The 18,644-nt window shown below is 66.4% G+C and carries 17 protein-coding genes, 1 tRNA gene and 1 riboswitch; of the genes, 9 read left to right on the top strand and 9 right to left on the bottom strand.

From position 1 onward, the window contains the following. Window position 1 precedes the first annotated feature (1 nt). From V2L18_RS15890 to V2L18_RS15855, 8 genes are all read right to left on the bottom strand, one after another. Window positions 2-970, bottom strand: a complete 969-nt coding sequence (locus V2L18_RS15890) for an ABC transporter substrate-binding protein (RefSeq protein WP_336179267.1) — start codon at window positions 968-970, stop codon at window positions 2-4. A gap of 34 nt (window positions 971-1,004) precedes the next feature. Continuing rightward, window positions 1,005-2,138 (bottom strand): ABC transporter ATP-binding protein, encoded by a 1,134-nt coding sequence (locus V2L18_RS15885; protein ID WP_336179265.1) that lies wholly within the window; start codon window positions 2,136-2,138, stop codon window positions 1,005-1,007. Window positions 2,139-2,452: 314 nt separating this feature from the next. Then, a complete protein-coding gene (locus V2L18_RS15880; protein WP_336179264.1) occupies window positions 2,453-3,241 on the bottom strand; it encodes an ABC transporter ATP-binding protein in 789 nt (262 codons plus the stop codon). Then, window positions 3,238-4,266 (bottom strand): iron ABC transporter permease, encoded by a 1,029-nt coding sequence (locus V2L18_RS15875; protein WP_336179263.1) that lies wholly within the window; start codon window positions 4,264-4,266, stop codon window positions 3,238-3,240. Before V2L18_RS15875 ends, V2L18_RS15880 begins: the two co-directional genes overlap by 4 nt. Next, a complete protein-coding gene (locus V2L18_RS15870; protein ID WP_336179262.1) occupies window positions 4,263-5,165 on the bottom strand; it encodes an ABC transporter substrate-binding protein in 903 nt (300 codons plus the stop codon). Before V2L18_RS15870 ends, V2L18_RS15875 begins: the two co-directional genes overlap by 4 nt. A 26-nt stretch (window positions 5,166-5,191) precedes the next feature. After that, the gene (locus V2L18_RS15865) at window positions 5,192-7,138 is read right to left on the bottom strand and encodes a TonB-dependent receptor (protein WP_336179261.1); all 1,947 of its coding nucleotides are present in this window, start codon (window positions 7,136-7,138) and stop codon (window positions 5,192-5,194) included. Between the two features lie 189 nt (window positions 7,139-7,327). Continuing rightward, window positions 7,328-7,535, bottom strand: a riboswitch (cobalamin riboswitch). A 235-nt stretch (window positions 7,536-7,770) separates the two neighbouring features. Further along, entirely contained in the window at window positions 7,771-8,202 is a 432-nt protein-coding gene (locus V2L18_RS15860; protein ID WP_336179260.1) for a hypothetical protein, read from the bottom strand. A gap of 174 nt (window positions 8,203-8,376) precedes the next feature. Then, window positions 8,377-8,452 (bottom strand) — tRNA-Ala (locus V2L18_RS15855). A gap of 338 nt (window positions 8,453-8,790) precedes the next feature. On the opposite strand from V2L18_RS15855, the gene V2L18_RS15850 reads away from it, so the two are divergent. From V2L18_RS15850 to V2L18_RS15830, 5 genes are all read left to right on the top strand, one after another. Next, on the top strand, window positions 8,791-9,087 hold the full coding sequence (locus V2L18_RS15850) for a YggT family protein (protein ID WP_336179259.1): 297 nt from the start codon (window positions 8,791-8,793) through the stop codon (window positions 9,085-9,087). A gap of 13 nt (window positions 9,088-9,100) precedes the next feature. Continuing rightward, complete coding sequence (locus tag V2L18_RS15845) at window positions 9,101-9,430, top strand: DUF167 family protein (protein WP_336179258.1); 330 nt, start codon at window positions 9,101-9,103, stop codon at window positions 9,428-9,430. Window positions 9,431-9,489: 59 nt separating this feature from the next. Beyond that, window positions 9,490-10,401: a bifunctional methylenetetrahydrofolate dehydrogenase/methenyltetrahydrofolate cyclohydrolase FolD gene (gene folD, locus V2L18_RS15840; protein ID WP_336179257.1), complete on the top strand. Its 912-nt coding sequence runs from the start codon at window positions 9,490-9,492 to the stop codon at window positions 10,399-10,401. 170 nt (window positions 10,402-10,571) lie between these two features. Continuing rightward, window positions 10,572-10,760: a hypothetical protein gene (locus tag V2L18_RS15835; RefSeq protein ID WP_336179256.1), complete on the top strand. Its 189-nt coding sequence runs from the start codon at window positions 10,572-10,574 to the stop codon at window positions 10,758-10,760. A 200-nt stretch (window positions 10,761-10,960) separates the two neighbouring features. Continuing rightward, window positions 10,961-11,224, top strand: a complete 264-nt coding sequence (locus V2L18_RS15830) for a hypothetical protein (protein WP_336179255.1) — start codon at window positions 10,961-10,963, stop codon at window positions 11,222-11,224. A 356-nt stretch (window positions 11,225-11,580) separates the two neighbouring features. Here V2L18_RS15830 and V2L18_RS15825 read toward each other — a convergent pair whose 3' ends face one another. Next, window positions 11,581-12,291: a TlpA disulfide reductase family protein gene (locus tag V2L18_RS15825; RefSeq protein WP_336179254.1), complete on the bottom strand. Its 711-nt coding sequence runs from the start codon at window positions 12,289-12,291 to the stop codon at window positions 11,581-11,583. Between the two features lie 34 nt (window positions 12,292-12,325). Here V2L18_RS15825 and argH point away from each other — a divergent pair, with 34 nt between their 5' ends. The 4 genes from argH to V2L18_RS15805 all read left to right on the top strand — a co-directional run bounded on the left by argH (window position 12,326) and on the right by V2L18_RS15805 (window position 18,426). After that, the gene (gene argH / locus V2L18_RS15820; RefSeq protein ID WP_336179253.1) at window positions 12,326-13,723 is read left to right on the top strand and encodes an argininosuccinate lyase; all 1,398 of its coding nucleotides are present in this window, start codon (window positions 12,326-12,328) and stop codon (window positions 13,721-13,723) included. Window positions 13,724-13,866: 143 nt separating this feature from the next. Beyond that, window positions 13,867-14,124: a lipoprotein gene (locus V2L18_RS15815; protein ID WP_336179252.1), complete on the top strand. Its 258-nt coding sequence runs from the start codon at window positions 13,867-13,869 to the stop codon at window positions 14,122-14,124. Window positions 14,125-14,145: 21 nt separating this feature from the next. After that, entirely contained in the window at window positions 14,146-15,417 is a 1,272-nt protein-coding gene (lysA, locus tag V2L18_RS15810; protein WP_336179251.1) for a diaminopimelate decarboxylase, read from the top strand. Between the two features lie 420 nt (window positions 15,418-15,837). Further along, window positions 15,838-18,426, top strand: a complete 2,589-nt coding sequence (locus V2L18_RS15805; protein ID WP_336179250.1) for a TIGR02302 family protein — start codon at window positions 15,838-15,840, stop codon at window positions 18,424-18,426. Window positions 18,427-18,644 lie beyond the last annotated feature (218 nt).

The following is an 18,644-nucleotide window of genomic DNA, read 5'->3' as shown; positions in this document are numbered from 1 at the left end:
ATCACAGCCCGAAGATGTCGGCGAACCTGGCGCGGACCTCTTCGTTGGTCTTCACCGCGTTGTCGACGTCGTAGCCGAGGAGCTTCATGTCTTCCATCTTGGGGAAGCCTTCCGGCCCGGCGACGCCCGGCAGGATCGGCAGGTTGCCCTGGCTGGCGGCGAGTTCCTGGCCTTGCTTAGAAAGCAGGAAATCGATGAAGAGCTTGGCTTCCTTCGGGTGCTTGGTGGTGGCCATGATGGCGGCCGGCTCGGTGATGAAGGAGACGCCGTCCTTGGGCGCGATGAAATCGATCGGCGAGCCGTCGGCCTTGGCCCGCAGCGCGTTGGCGTCGACCACGATGGCGTATTTCGCCGCGCCCGAGGCCACCGCCTTGATCGCCGGGCCGTTGCCGCCTTCCGGCACGATGCCGAGATCGTTCAGGCCTTCATAGAAGGACCAGCCGATGGCGGGATCGTTGATCAGCGCGTGCAGGTGGTTGAGCGCGGCACCCGAATAGAGCGGCGAGGGCACGGCGATCTTGCCGCGGTTCTCCTCGGTGAGCAGCTCGTTCCAGGTGGAGACCGGCTTGGCGATCTTGGTGTTGTAGGCGATGCCGGTGGTGATGGCCTTCGTTCCGAAGAACATCATGTCCTTGTCGTAGGTCGCCGGGTCGTAGGCGTCGACGGGGGCGTCCTTGTAGGCCATCAGGTGGCCGCCGGCCTTCAGCTCGCCGAGGTTGATGACGTCGGCCACCAGCAGCACGTCGGCCTGGACCTGACCGGCCTCGATCTCGGCGCGCATCACGTTCATCAGCGCGGACGTGCCGTTGCGCGTCCACTGGACCTTGATGTCCGGATGGGCGGCCTCGAAGGCATCGACGGTCTGCTGCGCCTGTTCGGGCGGCTGGGAGGTGTAGAGCGTCAGCGTGGTTTCCGCATAGGCGGTGCCGGAAAACAGCATGGCGGCGAGCGTGAGGGAGAGCAGTTTCATGGATTTGTCCTGAGGCTTTTCGGGAGGTTGGGGACTAGAGGGAGGCGGAGGAGGAGAGGGACGATGCAACGGTCGCGGGACCGGTCTGGGGGATGACCCAGCCATCGCGCAGCGACAGGGTCACGCGTTGGCCCTGCGAAACGGAGGCCGGCGCGGGAATGTTGATGGAAAGCGGCACGGAGCCTTCAGGCCCGGCCATGACATCGGCGCGCAGATAAGCGCCGCGATAGGTCGCCCGCGTCACGTTGGCGGCGATGCCGCCCGCATCCGCATTCGCGGTCGCGTCATCGCAGACGAGATGCAGATCGCCGGGGTGGATGGAGATGCTGGCGCGCTTGCGCGGGGCCTCGCCGGGCGCGCAGCGCAGTTCCACTTTCTGGCCGAGAAGGGAAGCTGCGGCGCGGCCGTTGCCGAGCGGGCGGATGTCCTCGGCCTCCAGCACGCGGCCCTCGCCGATGAAGCCGGCGACCGTCTCGTTCGCGGGCCGGGCGAACAGCGCCTCCGGCCGGTCGAACTGCAGGATGCGGCCCTTGTCCATCACCGCGACGCGGTCGGCCAGCGCCAGCGCCTCGGACTGGTCGTGGGTGATGTAGAACATCGTCGCGCCGGAGCGCTTGTGGAAGGCGGCAAATTCCTCCTCCAGCGCGCCGCGCAGGTGCACGTCGAGATTGGCGAGGGGCTCGTCGAGCAGGACGGCGCGGCTTTCCATGGCAAGGCAGCGGGCGAGTGCCACGCGCTGGCGCTGGCCGCCGGAAAGATCGGCGGGACGGCGGCGGGCGAGCGCGCCGAGCTCGACGAGATCGAGAACCTTGGCGACGCGCGCGGCGCGTTCCTTCTTCGAGATGCCTGAGATCTTCAGCCCGTAGGCGACGTTGTCGGCCACGCTCATGTGCGGCCACAGCGCGTAGTTCTGGAAGACGACGCCGATGTTGCGCCGTTCCGGCGGCACGTGATGGCGCGGCGCGGAGACGAGTTCGCCGCCGATCTCGATGCGGCCGCCGTCCAGCGTCTCGAAGCCGGCGAGACAGCGCAGCAACGTGGTCTTGCCGCAGCCCGAGGGCCCGAGGATCGCGACGAACTCGCCCGACGCGATGTGGAGCGACACCTCGCGCAGGACAGCGGTGTCGCCGAAACTCTTGTCGATCGCGTCGATGCGGATGTCGCTCACGGTTCACCCCGTCTGTTGTCGAAAGGACGGCTGCACAGCTGTGCAGCGCCGGCCCTCTGGCTAATCCCGCCAGACAACAGAGCGATGACGCTCACATGACGTTTGCATGAACTTCCGGCGGTGAGCTGGGATGTTTCGGGATTTGACGGAAATGGCCGTATTCGCCCCCTCTCCCATGGGGAGAGGGTTGGGGTGAGGGGTGTCGGGACCTCGTATCCACGAGAGCCTGAAACCCCTCACCCGGCGCATCCGCGCCGACCTCTCCCCATGGGAGAGGTATTCTCTCGCGCATTTCCGTCAAATCCTGAAACGCTCTAAACGGCGTCGCGCCCGACAAGGACATCGAGCGGCTGGAGCACCATGCCGCCCTCAGCCGCGCCAATGAAGGCGCGGATGCCGTAGACCTCTGCCAGCCGGTCCGGCGTCAGCACGTGTGCCGGCGGGCCGTCGGCGATGATCCGGCCCTCGGCCATCAGCACCAGCCGCGTGCACCAGCGCGCGGCCAGTCCCAGATCGTGCAGACACACGAGCACGCTGGCCCCGTCTTTCGCCAGATCGGAAAAGACGCGCATGCAGGCGATCTGGTGCGCCGGGTCGAGACCGGCGGTGGGCTCGTCGGCGAGCAGCAGCGGCGCGCGCTGGGCCAGTGCCCGGGCGATCAGAACGCGCGCGGTCTCGCCGCCGGAAAGCTCGGTTGCACGCCGCCCGGCAAGTCCGGCCACATCCATCGCCCGCATCGCTTCCAGAATGATCCGGCGGTCGGCGTCGTCCGGCTCGCGGGCGCCGGTCCCATGGGGCATGCGGCCGAGGCCGACGATCCGTTCCACGCTCACCGGCCAGGCGATCTCGCGCTCCTGCGGCAGATAGGCGATCCGGCGGGCCATTTCATCGGGTGCAAGCGAGGCCGGGGCCTGCCCGGTCAGGGAAATCGTGCCGTCATGCGGGACGAGCCCGAGCACGGCGCGCAGCAGCGTCGACTTGCCCGCCCCGTTCGGCCCGATCAGGCCGACGCATTCGCCGGCGCCTATTGCAAGGGAGACGCGGTCGAGCACGGTCTTGCGGCCGAGCGACGCCGAGAGGCCGGCGATGTCGAGAAGGCTCATGCCGGCTCCCTCCTCGAACGGTAGACGAGCCACAGGAAGAACGGCGCGCCGACGATGGCCGTGAGCACGCCGAGCTTCAGGTCGCGGCCGGGAGCGATGACCCGCACCGCGATATCGGCGGCCAGCACCATCGCCGCGCCGCCGAGCGCGCTTGCCGGCAGGAGCCTTGAGGGAACGGCGCCGACGAGCGGGCGCATCAGATGCGGAACGACGAGCCCGACGAAGCCGATCGCGCCGGCCACCGCGGTCGCGGCCCCGACGGCCGACGCAGTGCCGAGGATCGCGAACAGCCGCACCCGGGCAAGGTCGATGCCGAGGCTGCGCGCCGCATCGTGGCCGAGCGTCAGCGCATCGAGCGCGCGCCCGCAGCGCGCCAGCATGGCGCAGCCTGCGAGGATGAATGGGCCGGCCAGCCAGACGTGGGTCATCGAGCGGTCGTCGAGCGAGCCCAGCATCCAGAACACGATCTCCAGTGCGGCAAAGGGATTGGGCGAGAGGTTGAGCGCCAGCGAGGTCATCGCCGCGGCAAAGCTCGTGACCGCCACGCCGGCCAGAATGATGGTGAGCGTGCCGCCGCCCTGCGCCATGGCCTGAACCACGATGACCGCGGCCACCGCACCGGCGAGGGCCGCGAGCGGCAGCGCAAGCGGAAACAGCGCCGACAGCCCGGTGTAGATCGCCAGCACGGCGCCCAGCGACGCCGACGCGGAGACGCCGAGCAATCCCGGTTCGGCCAGCGGATTGCGCAGTAGCCCCTGCAGCACGGCGCCGCTGAGGCCGAGCGAGGCGCCGATGCCGAGGCCGAGCAGGGCGCGCGGCAGGCGGATCTCGCGCATCACCAAGACCATGGCCGCCCGGGTGTCCGCATCATGGCCCGCCGCGCCGCCGTTGCCGAAGACGAGGGCATCGAGGCTGTCGGAAAGGGAAATGCCGGCAGGCCCCACCGTCAGCGACAGCGCGAACAGGACCGCGGTCGCGAGCGCGAGCCCCGCGAGAAGCATCCGGTAGCCAGCCGTCCCGCTCATGGTTTCCGCCTCGCGGTCGCGGCAAGGTTGTCGGCTGCGGGGCTGTCTGCGGCCTCGCGCAGGATCCGCACAGCCTCGACGGTGAAGGGCCCGCCGCAGACCCAGTATCTCGTCGGCACATCGACCGAGGTCTTTTCACGCGCAAGCGCCCGGTAGGCGGGATGGCGGATGGTCTCGCCGGCAAGTGCGGGCGCGCCGTAGTCTTTCGTGCTGGAGACGACCAGGTCGGGATCGGCCATCACCAGCGCTTCGAGCGGCAGGCGCGCCATTCCGCGCACACCGAAGTCCTTTGCGATATTCTCGAGCCCGGCCGCATCGAGTGCCGCCTGCGAAAGCGTGCCCGCGCCGGAGGTGTAGCTGTTGGCGAAAGTCAGCCCCGCCCGTCGCCGGTTTTCCTTGCCTTGCGTCGCCGTGCGGGTCGCCTCAAGGCGGGCATCGAGTTCGGCGACGAGAGCCTCGGCGCGGTCCCGTCTTCCGAGCAACGCGCCCATCCGGCGGATATTGGCGCGGATGTCGTCGAACGAGGTCGCCGGCGCGAATTGTTCGACGGGAAAGCCGAGGCGCTGCAGCAGGGCGACCGTCGGGCGCCGCGTGTAGGTTCCGGCGAGCACCAGATCGGGCTTCATCAGGAAGATCTCTTCCGCCGCGCCGTGATTGAGAGTGTGGGCGCTCGCCTCCGCCGTCATGAGCGATGTCTGCGGGTCTGTGGCAAGGCTCGAGACGGAGAGAAGCTGGCCGGGGCGCGCGATCAGCATGGCGAGCTGGTCGGTGCATACGTTGATGGAGACGACGCGCTGCGGCGGTGCCGCGTCTGCGCCGTCATTGGCCGCAAGCGACAAGGTGGGGGCGCCAGCCGGCAAGGCGAGGGCGGCGAGCGCCGCCCCCACGCCAAGGCTCATGAATGCGCAGAGAAAAAGGCGCGCTCTCAAAACCGTCCCTTCAGGCCGACATAGCCGACCCGGCCTTGCGTGTTGTAGCCGTAGACCTCCTCGTAGTCGGCATCGAACAGGTTGTCGATCCGCCCATAGACCTCGAAGCGATCGTTGATCGCGTAGCGCGCGCCGGCATTGACGAGCGTGTAGCCGTCGAGATCGACCCGTCTTGAGATCGCGGCGGTGTAGTCGGTGTCGACCGTCGTGCCATTGAAGATCGCTTCGCCGAAGACCCGCGCCCGGTCATCGAGGAAGGTGTAGGCGAGATTGAGCGAACCGGCGTGCCTCGGCCGGCGGAGTTCCTCCAGCCGGTCGCCGCCCGCCTGCGTCTGCTCGCTCGCATCGGTGTAGGTGTAGCTCGCCTGAAGCGTCAGGTGCTGGAGAAGCCGCGCGGTGGCGCTCACCTCGATGCCCTGGCGCAGGCTCTCGCCCTCGCGGTTGATCGGCGTGGAGACATAGCTGCCGCCGACGAGTTCGTAGACGGTGGTGATCTCGTTGGTCAGGTTCTGGTTGAAATAGGTCACGTCGACGACGAACCGCCCGTCCAGAAACCGCTGTTCCACGCCCGCATCCCATCCGAAGCTCTCCTCAGGCTTCAGGTCGGCGTTGCCGATGAAGGCGGAGGGCGTGTAGCCGTATTGCTCGTAGAAGGTGGGATTGGTGACGCCGGTGCCGAGCGAGGCGTGGAGCCGCGTGTCCGTCTCGTGCAGCTTCCACGCGCCGGCCACGGTGTAGGTGGTGGCATCGGCGAAGCGGTCGTTGAAATCGTGGCGGACGGCGCCGTTCAGATAGAACCGGTCGAGGAACTCACCCCGGTATTCCGCCACCAGCGAATGCGCGTCGCGGCTGAAGCCGTGATCGAGATGGGAGGGGCGGAACGTCTCCCGCTCCCATTCGTAGCCCCCCGTCAGGCCATGATGCCCGTCGAGGCTTGCAAGCGCGTCGAAGGCGTAGGTCGCCTGATAGCGCGCCGTGAGCCGGCTTCCCCTGGTCGACGACGTCTCCGCGCCGTCCTCCTCGTTCGTCCGGGTCGCGTCGCTGCCGGAAAACCGCGCCTTCTGCGTCCATGCCCCGTCGGCGGAGGTGTGCGTCAGCCCGAGCGTGCCGGAAAGCTCCTCCATCGCCGTCACGTCGTCGGTGTCGAGCACCTCGCCATAGGTGGGGCTGCCGTATGTGAAGTCCTGTGCGTCGGTCTCGCCGCGCCGGTTGACGTAGCGCAGCGTGCCGTTAAGCCTGAGCGCGTCGGTGAGATCGATGTTGAGCTTGCCGTTGAGGCTGGCGTTGCGGTCGCCGTCGTCCTCCGAGCCGTAGTCGGAGACGTTGAACCCGCCGGTGTTGCGGAGTGCCGCCGACAGGGCGATGTCGTAGCGCTCGCCGCCGCCGCGCATCAGGAGGCTCGCCAGCGACGAGCCGTCGGATCCGGCTTCCGTGCGTGCGGTGCCCTCAAAGCCGTTGCGGATGCCGCTCTTGGTGATGATGTTGACGACGCCGGCGGTGGCGTTCGATCCCCAGAACGCGCTCTGCGGCCCGCGCAGCACCTCGATGCGGTCCACGTCATCGGTAAGAAGCCCGCTGAAATCGTATTCGCCGGTCGCCGTCTCGCTTACTTCCACCCCGTCGATCATGACCAGGAGATGGTTCGATTCCGCGCCGCGCACGCGCACCTGCGTCTGCCCGCCATAGGAGCCGGTGCGCGAGACGGCGAAGCCCGGCACGGTGCGCAGCGCATCGGCGACATAGCGTATCTGCTGGTCCTGCAGCTCCTGCGCGGTGATGACGGTGAAGGCGCGGCCGGACTTTTCCTTGTCGACGGGCGTCAGCCCGGCCGTGACGAGGATGGTGTCGAGTTCGATCGTCTCGGGGTCGGCGATCTGCTGCGCCGTGGCCGGAGCGGTCAGCGCGAGCGCAACGGCGCCCGCAGTTGCGATGGTCTTGTACATGAACGGACCTGCGGTATCGGCACGGCCAACGGGGCGCGCCGGTTTGTTTTCGACAAACCGCAAACGGTCTCGACTTGGGCGAGCAACGCGCAGATGGGCGCAGGATCACCTCGGCCGGTTCCGCATGCGGCGACACTTTTCAGCTGTCACCGCTACGGACGACCGCGCCTGGACACACCCCGTATCCTGGCAAGGGTGACCGGAACGGGCAGGTCTCCTGACTTCCGGGTCAACGCCTGCCTTTCGCCTTCCCGACCGCTCGCGCGGCCAGTGGCATATCGAAAGGAAGCTCGCCGGTTACAGTTGCGGGGGCAGTCGCGGAGTTGACCGAAGCCCGGTCGCACCGCGTTCCCTTTTCATCCGCCGCAAGGACGGAACCTGTTCCGTCCCTACGCATATATGCGCGGGGGCGACGCGTCAATTTCGCGGGGCAAACGGAAGGAGGGCTGTGAATATGTGCCTGACGCGTGAGGATGCAGGGAGGGCGCGGTACAGAAACGCGGGTGCAAAACACCGCGCCCGTGAAGCGAAGGCCGCTTATAGGCATCGACGGATAGGGAATAGGGGTAAGGAAATGGTGGAGTCTAGGGAGGCGGGGAGTGTAGGCTACGCTACACCGGGCAGATGCTTCGCTAAATGGGGCTGCATCTGAAACCGGTTATGTTTGGAGTATCGTTGATGGTCCCTGGCTGCGCGTAACCTAATTTATATATAAGCTGCAGTCGCAGCGTCTCCGTTGAGAAAAAACCATTATAAAAATAGGTATCGCAATATAATTGCGTCCCATCTTTATATATATTACACGACGTAATCGGGAGTTTTTTTCCGGGATCTAATATAACATATGGATTATCGGTAAATATATTTTTCTTTGTTGGAGTTATCAGAACTTTATCGTCATTTTGAAATCCGGTTCCTATCCATGATCCCCCTATGTTCTTTATTCCACCAGAGGCTTCGGAAATACAAAGAAAGCGTTTGTCCGGTTCGTCCAATGGTCCTCTCGGATGTGCAGTTGTGGTCATCGCCAAGAGAACCAACACTGCATGCATGGTCGCCCGCATTTCTTGCTCTCCTGATCAGTATTGCATTTACAATAAGCGACCCAGAAAGGCGTTGCTAGAAGCAATAAGTGGGCATGACTGAGTGGCAAGTCCGGGTACAAACGCGGATACGCTAGTTCTGGCGGCACTGCGCCAAAACGCTGAATTCATAAAAAATTTTAAACAAAGGAAAAATGGTGGAGCCGAGGGGAATCGAACCCCTGACCTCGTCATTGCGAACGACGCGCTCTCCCAACTGAGCTACGGCCCCGTCTCTTGGGTGAGGCGCATTTAGTCGGCGGGGGCGGGGGCTGTCAAGGTGGTCTTCGCGCGAAATCAAACGAAGTTTCGATCCATTCCCGGCAGGGGGCGGGAAACGGCCCTCCGGCGGGTCGACTTTTCCACCGCTTGTCCCGGTGCCCGTCAGCCGGTCGTCCGCGGTGTCGCCCCAACTGTTGCATGAGGTGTTTGCGGTCCCGGCAGCCGTTTACCGCGTGCCCAACGCATTGACGCCCTGGCTTGCCATGCCGGCGGGCTATCGCTACATCTGCGACACTCGAAAAATGCCGGAACCCATTGAGACCCCCGAACACGGAAAGATCGACCCAGATGGCCGTCGTCTGCTCCATCGTCCCCGTCGTCCTGCTCGCGCTGCAGCTCTACTTCTACGTCATCATCGCGTCCGCGATCTTCTCGTGGCTCTATGCGTTCAACGTCATCAACCCGCGCAACCAGTTCGTGGGCATGATCGGCCAGGCGCTCTATGCGCTGACCGAGCCGGTTTACCGTCCGATCCGCTCCATCCTGCCGGCCATGGGCGGGCTCGATCTTTCGCCGATCGTCGTCATCCTGATCCTGGTCCTCATCCAGAACCTGATCACGAACCTGAGCGGCTGCTACTACTAGGTCGTTCGCGGCGATGAGCGCGGATGCGCCGTGGCGGGCGGTCGAGGGCGGCGTCGATGTCTCGGTGCGGCTGACGCCGAAGGCGGCGAACGACCGGATCGACGGCATGAGCGCCCTGTCCGACGGGCGCGCGGTTCTGCTTGCCCGCGTTCGCGCGGTGCCGGAAAAGGGGGCTGCCAACAAGGCGCTGGAAAAGCTTCTCGCCAAGGCGCTGAAGCTGCCCGGGCGCGATGTGTCGGTCACGGCCGGCCACACCGCGCGCCTCAAGACCGTCCACCTGGCCGGCGAGCCGGGCGATCTCGTTTCCGCCCTTCAGGCTCTCGCGAAGCCGGCCGGAGGCTGATAGAACCTCCCCGTTCGGTCTTTCGCCTTATCCAGGCTTCCCTTTCAAGGATGTTATCCATGAGCGCCACCCTCATCGACGGCAAGGCCCGCGCGGCTCGTTTGCGTGAAACGGTCGCAAGGGCCGCGGAAAAGCTGAAGCGCGAAGAGGGTTTCGAGCCCGGGCTCGCGGTGGTGCTGGTCGGCGAGGATCCGGCGAGCCAGGTCTATGTTGCCAGCAAGGTTCGGCTGACCAAGGAATGCGGCATGCGTTCCATCGAGCACATCCTGCCGGCGGAGACCAGCCAGGCCGATCTCATCGCGCTCGTGGAAAAACTCAACGAGGATCCCGGCGTCGACGGCATCCTCGTGCAGATGCCGCTGCCCAAGCACATCGATTCCGATGCGGTCGTGCTCGCCATCGATCCGGCCAAGGACGTCGACGGGCTGCACCCGGTCAATGCGGGCCGTATCGTGCTCGGCAAGCCGGGACTGGTGCCGTGCACGCCCCAGGGCTGCGTGATCCTCGCCAAGGAGGCGTTCGCGGACAAGACAGGCGGCGATCTTTCCGGGCTCGATGCGCTGGTGCTCGGCCGCTCTATCCTGGTCGGCAAGCCGGTGGCGCTCCTGCTGCAAAACGAGAACTGCACCGTCACCATGGCGCATTCGCGCACCCGCGATCTTGAGGCCGCCTGCCGGCGCGCCGATATCGTCATCGCCGCCGTCGGCCGGCCGCGCATGGTCAAGGGCGACTGGCTGAAGAAGGGCGCCTGCGTCATCGATGTCGGCATCAATCGGGTGCCGGCGCCGGAAAAGGGCGAGGGCAAGACGCGGCTCGTCGGCGATGTCGATTTCGACAGCGCGGTGGAGGTCGCGGGCGCGATCACGCCGGTGCCGGGCGGTGTCGGACCGATGACGATCGCCTGTCTTCTCGCCAACACCATTCGTGCCGCGTGCAAGCGGCGCGGGCTTGGCGAACCCGATCTCGGCTGAGCCGGGGCAGGGTCGGGAAGGGGTGGGCGCGCGGCACCGGCCGCGGCTCATGGGGGCATCCGCAAGAACCCTCATCCGGCCCTTTGCTTGCCGGTTGCGGCGAATTGTAGCGAAGGTGTTGACGACTTCTTAACACGCGGGCCGCAGGGTGGGGCCCAAGGAGCAAGTCCATGAGTGACATCGCAACGGCGGCCGTCGTCGCCAACCGGTCCCAGGCTGTTTCCTCCATGCTCGCGTCCTTCATGAAGCAGGGCGCTCAGCAGGCGCAGGCCATGGCGGCCATGCTGGAGGAAGCGGCGCAGGCCGCGAAGGCCGCCGCGCCCGATGGCATGGGTGCCCAGGTTGACATGACGGCCTGACGGCCCCAGATCCGCCAAGGTACTGGCAGCCAAGGTACTGGCCGCCAAGGTGCTGGCCAACGGGGACCTTGCGCGTCGCGTTGACGACGTACCGCGACACAGAAAGCCCCGTTTTCGAGCCTTGGCGCCGATAAGATCGACGCAAGCTCTTGAAATCCGGTAGTATCCGGGTTGCGTCCTGTTGGAAGGAGTGCGTTCACATGCAAATCACCGGAGCGGGTCCCGCCCCTCAGCGACAGTTCGACTTCGACGCGAAGCTCGAAAAGCAGGGAACGTCGGATCCTCAGGCGAACAATTCGCAGCCGACGACTCAGACCGCGGCCGCAAATGCCGCCGCCCAGCCGAACGAGGCCAACGAATCCTCGCCCGTCGAGGCTGCGTCCGACAGCAACTCCAACAACGCTCAGGAGCGTTCGGAAAACCGCCAGCGCGGTGTCGGACAGACGCTGGACATCTCGGTGTGAGGCCCGGCAGGCGCCTCGACGTATGTTTTTGACAATCGCGGCAATGCCTCTGGCCACGGGCTTTTGATCGTGCCGTCCCGCTCAGGTCCCGGGCCCCGGCGCTCGCTTCCAGCGCAGTGAACGGTTGGACGCAAGCAAGTCGCCCATCCTTCGAGACGCCGTCTTTCGACGGCTCCTCAGGATGACGTTATCGTGCTGTTTGTTTCTCTAAACCATCAACAAACATAACGTCATCCTGAGGAGGCGCAAAGCGCCGTCTCGAAGGATGGGCTGCGGCACACATGCCTGCGATCCGGCCCAGGATCCGGTTCCGCCAAATCATCAGACGACCGAAGCGCCCGCGCCCCCCTGTCCGTTTACTTCTCCCCTGCTTCCATCGCCGTCTTCAGAAGCGTCTGGGCGTCTTCGGAATCCCATTCCGCCGGGCCGTACATGGTGCCGATCTCGCAGCCCTCGGGGCTGACCAGCATGGTCGTCGGCAGGCCCGTCGCCCGGCTCATGGAGCGCATCTCGTTGAAGATGCCCATGCTGTCGTCCGCGTAGTGGGCAAGGTGCCCGACCCCGATCTCCTTCATGAAGTTCCAGGGCCTGTCGCCGCCGCGCGTGTCCACGTTCACCGGCACCACCTGGAAATCGTCGCCGCCCATCGCCTGTTCCAGACGGTCCAGCGCCGGCATTTCCTTGCGGCACGGCGCGCACCACGTCGCCCACAGGTTCAAAAGAACGGTCTTGCCCTTGAAGTCGGCAAGCGTCATGTCGGTGCCGTCCTCGGCCTTGAAGGCGAGGTGGGAGACGTCGAGCGCCTTGGTCGTCGGCAGGAAGGCGGCGACCTCGCCGGTCGCCAGCGGCTTGATCTGGCGTGCGGCGGCAAGGGCCGGCGCGCAGTTGGCGGCCGCGCCGGCACTGGCCGAGTTGCCATCGGCCGAGTTGCCATCGGCCGAGTTGCCATCAGGCAGTCCGATCCCGTATATCGCTGCCAGGCCGATCGCCGCACCCGCCAGTCCGGCAAGCGCGATCAGTTTCAGGCCGTTTCCCCGTTTCGGATTGTCGTTGGCGGGTTCGGTCATCTTTTCTGGGCAACCTCGCTGGAAGGGCTTGAGGATGAGCAATCGCATGTGGGGCGGCCGGTTCGCCGAAGGCCCCGACGCCATCATGGAGGAAATAAACGCCTCCATCGACTATGACCGCAAGCTCTACCAGCAGGATATCGCCGGGTCCAAGGCTCATGTCCGCATGCTGGCGGCGCAAGGCATCGTCAGCGATGCGGATGCGCAGGCGATCGCGGCCGGTCTAGACACGATCCTGTCCGAAATCGAGGCGGGCACGTTCACTTTTTCGCGCGCGCTCGAAGACATCCATATGAACATCGAGGCGCGCCTTGCGGATCTGATCGGCGATGCGGCCGGACGGCTCCACACCGCGCGCTCGCGCAACGACCAGGTGGCGACCGACTTCCGCCTCTGGGTGCGCGACACGATGGACACGCTCGACCATCAGCTGGCAAACCTCCAGCAGGCGCTCGCCGAAAAGGCCGAGACGCATGCGGGTGCCGTCATGCCGGGCTTCACGCACCTGCAGTCGGCCCAGCCGGTCACGTTCGGCCATCACATGCTGGCCTATGTGGAGATGATTGCGCGCGATCGTGGCCGGTTCTCCGATGCCCGCCGCCGCATGAACGAATGCCCGCTGGGCTCCGCAGCGCTTGCCGGCACGTCCTTTCCGATCGACCGCGAGGCGACCGCGAAGGCGCTCGGCTTCGACCGTCCGACGGCCAACTCGCTCGATGCGGTGGCCGATCGCGATTTCGTGCTGGAGGCGCTTTCCGCCGCCTCGATCGCGGCCGTGCACCTGTCGCGGCTGGCGGAAGAGATCGTGTTGTGGTGCTCGGCGCAGTTCGGCTTCGTCAAGCTGTCGGACAAGTTCACCACCGGCTCCTCGATCATGCCGCAGAAGCGCAATCCGGATGCCGCCGAACTGGTGCGCGCCAAGACTGGCCGCATTTCGGGCGCTCTGGTCGGGCTTCTCACCGTCATGAAGGGCCTGCCGCTCGCCTATTCCAAGGACATGCAGGAAGACAAGGAGCAGGCCTTCGACGCGCTCTCCAACCTGTCGCTGGCGATCGCGGCGATGACCGGCATGATCGGCGACATGGAGCCCGACGTGACACGCCTGAAGAAGGCGGCCGGCTCCGGCTATTCCACCGCGACTGATCTCGCCGACTGGCTGGTCCGCGTGCTCGGTGTTCCCTTCCGCCGGGCCCACCACATCACCGGCTCCATCGTCGGCATCGCCTCGGCCAGGGGCGTCGAGCTGCACAAGGTGCCGCTGGCCGAGATGCAGGGCGTCGAGCCCGGCATCACCGAGGACGTGTTCTCGGTGCTTTCCGTCGACAAGTCGGTCAGGAGCCGCGTGAGCTACGGCGGCACGGCGCCCGCCAACGTGCGCAAGCAGGCCCGGCGCTGGCTGAAGCAGCTGGAGAAGGAGCGGGCGAGGGGGTGAACCCTGTCCGCCTTGCGGGCATGCGCGAAAACAACGTCTTGAAGCAAAGGCGTTTGCGTGCGACACGAGAACCGGCGCAAACCTGCGCCGGGGCCTGCGATCCGTTCCGAAGATCGGACCCATCTGAAAACCTGGAGAGATCCGTGAGCGCCGTCCGTTCCGCCCGTCTGGCCCCCCGCCTGACCGCCCCGCTGGCCGTCCTTGCCGTCGCCGTGCTGGCGCTTTCCTTGAGCGGATGCGGGCGCCGTGGGCCGCTGGAAGCACCCCGGGCCACGGAGCAACCGGAGCCGGCGGCCACGAGCGCGCCGCTGTCCGCCGCCGTGCCGGGCGCGGTCGAGCGCGAGAAACCGGTGCGGGCCAAAAAGCCCGACAGGTCCTTCATTCTCGACCCCCTGATCTGATCCCTCCGGAGCTCGAAGCTCGTGCATCATTTTTCCCATCGCGACGGCGTCCTGCACGCTGAAGACGTGAGCGTGGCCGACATCGCGCGTGAGGTCGGCACGCCGTTCTACTGCTATTCCACCGCCACGCTGGAGCGGCATTACAAGGTCTTCGCCGGTGCCTTTTCCGGCATCGACACCATGGTCTGCTATGCCATGAAGGCCAATTCCAACCAGGCCGTACTGACGACGCTCGCCCGTCTCGGCGCCGGCATGGACGTGGTCTCCGAAGGCGAGTTGCGCCGGGCGATCGCGGCCGGCGTGCCCGGTGAGCGCATCATGTTCTCCGGCGTCGGCAAGACGGCCGCGGAGCTTGCCTTCGCGCTCGACCACGACATCCTGTGCTTCAACGTCGAATCCGAACCCGAGCTGGAGCGCCTTTCGGACGTTGCCTCGGCAAAGGGCAAGACCGCCCGCATCTCGCTGCGCATCAATCCGGACGTGGATGCGCGCACGCACGCGAAGATCTCCACCGGCAAGGCGGAGAACAAGTTCGGCATTCCCTGGCAGCGCGCCCGCGCAGTCTACGGGCGTGCGGCCGCGCTGCCGGGCATCGAGGTCACCGGCATCGACATGCATATCGGCTCGCAGATCACCGAGCTCGAACCCTTTGACGCGGCCTTCGCCCGCCTCGGCGACCTCATCGCGACGCTTCGCGCCGACGGCCACACCATCGAGCATGTCGATCTGGGTGGAGGGCTCGGCATTCCCTATCGCGGCAACAACGAGCCGCCACCGCTCCCCGACGCCTATGCCACCGTGGTCAGGAAGCATGTCGAGGAACTCGACTGCCGCATCATTTTCGAGCCCGGCCGCCTGATTGCCGGCAATGCGGGCATTCTGGTGTCGGAAGTGATCTACGTGAAGCAGGGCGCGGACAAGACCTTCGTCATCGTCGATGCGGCGATGAACGATCTCGTGCGCCCGACGCTTTACGAGGCGTGGCACGAGATCGGCCCGGTGGCGGAGCCGGCCCCCGACGCGCCGCGCATGGTCGCCGACATCGTCGGTCCGGTCTGCGAGACGGGCGACTATCTCGGCCACGGGCGCGATCTTCCCGCGCTTAAGTCAGGCGATCTGATCGCGGTCTATTCGGCCGGCGCCTACGGCGCGGTGCAGGCCGGCACCTACAATTCCCGCCGCCTCGTGCCGGAGGTTCTGGTCAATGGATCGCAGTACGCCGTGGTGCGCCCGCGTCCGAGCTACGACGACCTGATCGGCCTCGACCGGCTGCCCGACTGGCTGGAGGGGTAGGGCAAGGCATCGTTCTCGGCCTGGAACCGCAGCATTTGCTTCCCTCTCTCCGCCGTCATCACCCGGCTTTGTCCGGGTGATCCAACTGGTCCCGCGTCTGCAGCAGCCCGCAGTGGATTGCCCGGACGAAGCCGGGCAATGACGACGGAGGGGCTGAGAAGAGTGGTCTTTATCGAAATGACAGGCGGTGCGTGCAGCGGGTCTGCAACGGACGTTGCGTCGGCTTCGATCATTGTTCCGCGCAGCACGCTTCCCGCTACCGCTTCTGAACTCATTGTGACCGGCGAAACCACGCGCCGGCCATAATTAGCTTGCCGTATGGCGGCCTGCGTCACACCCTGTAGACTGTGCAAACCGCAATGCCGACATATGCGAGCATCAGGGGTACGGGGAGGAAGCCGGCAATCGGGGAGCTTGATCTTGACGGACAGTCCTGAGCCCACTGGCCCCGCTACCGCAGGGCGTGACGCCAAAGCCGCGTTCGAGCGCAGGCTTGCCCGGGCGCTCGCGCTTGCGCGCGCAGCACTTTTCTGGGAGCGGCTGTGGCCCGTCGCCTACCGTATTCTCATCGTCGCCGGTCTGTTTCTCGCGCTCTCCTGGCTCGGTTTCTGGTGGCTTCTGCCGGTGTGGCTGCGCTGGGTCGGGCTTGCGGCCTTTGCCGGCGGCATCGGCTATGCCGCCTGGCCCGGGTTGACGCTGCGCTGGCCGACCAGGGCGCAAGGTCTCGCGCGGCTGGAAGCGGCCGGCCACTACACCCACCATCCGCTCGCAACGCTCGAAGACGATCTCGCCACCGACACGAACGATCCGACCGTGCGCGCGCTGTGGCAGGCGCACCGGGCGCGTGCCCTGAAGGCGCTCGGCGCGCTGACGCCCGGCTGGCCGCATCCTGAGGCCTTCCGGCGCGATCCCTGGGGCGCGCGCGTCATCGTCGCGCTCCTGCTGGTCGTCGGCTTCGGTGTCTCGATGGGCGATCGCGGCGCCCGCACGGTTTCGGCGTTTACCGGCAATGAGGCGCCGGAAGCGCATGCCGGGCGCATCGATGCCTGGGTTACGCCGCCCGCCTATACCCGCCGTCCGCCGATCTTCCTCACCGGCGACATGGGGCCTGCGCGCGATCCTCAGGCCGTCGTCACGGTTCCCGAAGGCAGCACCGTCATCGTGCGCGCGCAGGGCGACAGCCGCGATCTCACCGTTACGTCAATCTCCGGCGGAAACGAGGCGGATGTCGCGCCGGAGGCCCCGCGCGATCCCAATTCGGCCACCGATGCGCCGCTGGAACACCGCGTCACGCTCGCCTCGAACGGTTCGATCGAGGTGCGGCGGGCGGGGCGGACGGTCGATCTGTGGCGCTTTGCGGTGGAGCCGGACGAAAACCCCACCATCACCTTTCTCGGCGAACCCGAGGGCCAGCTGAGCGGCACGCTGAAACTCGCCTACGAGGTGTCGGACGATTTCGGCGTCGTTACCGCCCGCGCCGAGATCGAGCCGACCGAGGACGCGACGACCATTTCCGGTGCGCTCGGCGGGGCGCGGGCCGCGCCGCATCCGCTCTACGAGGCGCCCGACTTTCCTCTGTCGCTGCCACACCGGCGCGCGCGCGAAGGCAAGGGCGAGACGTTCAAGGACCTCACCGCTCACCCCTGGGCGGGGTCCAAGGTCCGCCTGACGCTTGTCGCCACCGACGAGGCGGGCCAGGAGGGGCGGTCGGAAACCAAGCTCATCACCCTGCCGGAGCGCCGTTTCACCAAGCCGCTGGCGCGCGCCGTCGTCGAGCAGCGTCGCAACCTCGCGCTTGACGCCAATCTTCAGCCGCAGGTCATCGACGCGATGGACATGCTGCTGCTGGCGCCCGACGAATTCATGGACGATCCGAAGAATTTCCTCGGCATGAAGTTCGTCTACGCCCGGCTCAACGAGGCGTCCGGCGACGACGAGCTGCGCGCGGTCGCGGACCTGATGTGGGAACTGGCGCTTTCCATCGAGGACGGGGACCTGTCGGTCGCCGAGCGCGAGCTGCGTCAGGCGCAGGAGCGCTTGCGCGACGCGCTGGAGCGCGGCGCCTCCGACGAGGAGATCGCCAAGCTCACGCAGGAGCTGCGCGAGGCTCTGCAGCGCTACATGCAGGCGCTGGCCGAGCAGCTGAAGAACAATCCGCAGGCGATGCAGCCGATGGATCCCAATTCCCAGATGCTGCGCAGCCAGGATCTGGAGGAAATGCTGCGCAAGATCGAGGAACTGGCGAAGAACGGCGCGCGCGACGCGGCGCGCGATCTTCTGTCCCAGATGCAGCGGATGCTGGAAAACCTGCAGACGGGGCGCATGCAGCAGATGCAGCAAAACCGCCAGTCGCAGGAAATGATGAAGATGCTCAATGAGCTGGCCGACATGATCCGCCGCCAGCAGGAGTTGATGGACCAGACCCATCGCCAGGGCCAGCAGGGCGAGGACCGGGAGGATCAGTTCGACCCCAACGGCCAGCCGCAGCAGGGCCAGAACGGCAATGGCCAGCAGATGACTCAGGAACAGCTCGCCGAAGCCCTGAAGCGCTTGCAGGAAGGCCAGAACGCGCTTGCCGAACAGCTTCAGAAGCTGATGGAGCAGATGGGCAAGAACGGCATGCCGCAGCCCGGCGAACTGGGCGAGGCCGGCAAGAGCATGGGGCGGGCCGGCGAGGCGCTGGGCGACGGCCGGCCGGGCGATGCCGTGGGCGATCAGGGCCAGGCGCTGGAGGCGCTGCGTCGCGGTGCGCAGCAACTCGGCGAACAGATGATGGGCCCAGGCGGCCCCGGCGGCCTCGTGCGTCAGGACGGGCGCAACAACGAGGACCCGCTCGGTCGTCCCCGCCGCACCGACGGCCCCGACTACGGCAACCGGGTGAAGGTGCCCGACGACATCGACATCCAGCGCGCCCGCCGCATTCTGGAAGAGCTCCGCCGCCGGTTCTCCGATCCCGCCAGGCCGCAGGGCGAACTGGATTATCTGGAGCGGCTGCTGAAGCGGGAGTAGGGGGCGGTCCGCGAGATCTGGCCGCACGTGTCCGGGGACTACCGCCTCGCTCCCCTCTCCCCCCTTGTGGGGGAGATGTCGGCGTAAGCCGACAGAGGGGGGTAAGCCGCTTGTTCCGAACCTGCCGCTTCACCCCCCTCTGTCACGCCAAGGCGTGACATCTCCCCCACAAGGGGGGAGAGGGGCGCAAGGGGCTGATGCCCGGCAAGGGCCTCTGC

The sequence above is a fragment of the Breoghania sp. JC706 genome (genome assembly GCF_037026715.1).
GTDB lineage: Bacteria > Pseudomonadota > Alphaproteobacteria > Rhizobiales > Stappiaceae > Breoghania.
Note: the sequence above shows the minus strand (reverse complement) of the source record. Positions and strands in the feature narration are given on the sequence as shown.